Annotated in this window: 1 protein-coding gene; it reads right to left on the reverse strand. The window is 70.6% G+C overall.

Features of this window, described 5'->3' with window-relative positions; all coding sequences use genetic code 11:
- On the reverse strand, positions 1–2,304 hold a 2,304-nt coding region (locus ACFVIM_RS34650; protein ID WP_384310230.1), incomplete at both ends, for a beta-ketoacyl synthase N-terminal-like domain-containing protein.

Here is a 2,304-nt window from a genome sequence, read left to right on the forward strand (position 1 = left end):
GACCGCCACACCTCCGCCAGCGACACCATCACCGCCCACGTCACCGGCTGCACCACATCCACCCGATCCAACGCCCGCCCCTCACGCACCACCTCGATGAGGTCGAAGTCCACAAACGGAGCCAACGCGTCAGCACACTCACCCAGCCTCGCCGCAAACACCGGCGACTCCTCCACCAACCGCGCACCCATACCCACCCACTGCGTCCCCTGCCCCGGGAACACAAAAGCCGTCAAACCAACATCCGTGGCCGACCCCCGCACCAGACCCGGCACACCACCATCCCCCGCCAGAGCACGCAACCCCTCCCGCAACTCCGCCACATCACCACCCACGACAACCGCCCGCTCCTCAAACCCCGAACGAGCCGTAGCCAGCGAGAACCCCACATCGACCACGCCCAGCCCCGGCCGCGCCTCCACCAACGCGAGCAACCGCTCCGCCTGCGCCCGCAACCCGGCCTCACTCTTCGCCGACACCACCCACGGCACCACACCCGCAGGGGGCGCGCTCCCTTCGGCAGACGCTTCCTCCGCTACCGGGGCCTGCTCGACAATGACGTGCGCGTTGGTCCCGCTCACACCGAACGACGACACACCGGCACGACGCGGACGGTCCGTCTCCGGCCAGGCACGCTCCTCCGTCAGCAGCGACACCGCGCCTGAGTCCCAGTCGACATGCCGGGAGGGTTCGTCCACATGAAGCGTCCTGGGCAGAACGCCATGTTCCATCGCCAGCACCATCTTGATCACACCCGCCACACCGGCGGCGGCCTGGGTGTGCCCGATATTCGACTTCAGCGACCCCAGCCACAACGGCTCCCGGTCCCCACGCCCCTGACCGTAAGTGGCCAGCAGCGCCTGCGCCTCGATCGGATCGCCCAGCTTGGTCCCCGTCCCATGCGCCTCCACCGCGTCGATCTGTTCCGTCGTCAGGCGCGCGTTGACCAGGGCCTGCCGGATCACCCGCTGCTGCGACGGACCGTTCGGCGCCGTCAGACCGTTACTCGCACCGTCCTGATTGATCGCCGACCCCCGCACGAGCGCGAGAACCCGGTGCCCGTTGCGCCGCGCGTCCGACAACCGCTCCAGCAGCACCATGCCCACCCCCTCACCCCACCCCGTACCGTCCGCCGCGTCCGCGAACGCCTTGCACCGCCCGTCCCCCGCCAACCCACGCTGACGCGAGAACTCCACGAAGATCTCGGGGGTCGTCATGATGGTCACGCCGCCGGCCAGCGCGAGGTCGCATTCGCCGCCGCGCAGCGACTGGGCCGCCATATGCAGGGCGACCAGCGACGACGAGCACGCCGTGTCCACCGTCACCGCCGGACCCTCAAGACCCAGCGTGTACGCGATACGACCCGACGCCACACTGCCCGCGATGCCGGTGCCGAAGTAGCCCTCCACTGTCTCGGGGACCTGCCGCAGGAGAGAGGCGTAGTCCTGGCCGTTGCTGCCGACGAAGACACCGGCCGAGACACCGCGCAGCGACTGCGGGTCGATGCCCGCCCGCTCCAGCGCCTCCCAGGAGGTCTCCAGCAGCAGCCGCTGCTGCGGGTCCATCGCGAGGGCCTCACGCGGGTTGACGCCGAAGAAGTCCGGGTCGAACTCGGCGGCGCCGTCCAGGAACCCACCGTCCCGTACATACGAGGTCCCGGAGCGCTCAGGGTCGGCGTCGTAGAGCGCCTCCAGGTCCCAGCCACGGTCCTTGGGGAAGGCGGAGATGCCATCGGCACCGTCGGTGAGCAGCCGCCACAGCTCCTCCGGGGTGCTGACGCCCCCGGGGAAGCGGCAGGCCATGGAGACGATCGCGATGGGGTCCTCGTCTCCCGCTCTGACGACCGCTGCCGGGGTACCTGTCACGGGCGTGGTCTGCTCACCGCCGGGGAGCGCTCCCAGCAGATGCCGCGCCAGATCGCTCGGCGTCGGGTAGTCGAAGACGAGTGTCGCGGGCAGCCGCAGGCCGGTGAGCTTGTTCAGCCGGTTGCGGAGCCGTACGCCGCCCAGGGAGTCACAGCCGAGGTCCTTGAAAGCGCGGCCGGGCGCGACGGACTGTGGTCCGCTGTGGCCCAGCGTCAGCGCGGTCTGCTCCCGTACGAGTTCGAGGATCTGCTCGGCGCGCTCCGCCGTGCCGAGTCCGGCGAGCCGGGCGGCCAGCGCGTTCCCCTCGGTCGGCGGGCTCGTGGCGGAGTCCGCGGTCGCGTCCGTCCGCGGCAGCGCCTGGACGTCGGGGAGGTCGCCGATCAGAGGGCTGGGACGGGAGGCGGTGAGGGTGGGAGCGTAGCGCTCCCAGTCCACGTCC

It is taken from the genome of Streptomyces sp. NPDC057638, assembly GCF_042800315.1.
Classification (GTDB): Bacteria; Actinomycetota; Actinomycetes; order Streptomycetales; family Streptomycetaceae; genus Streptomyces.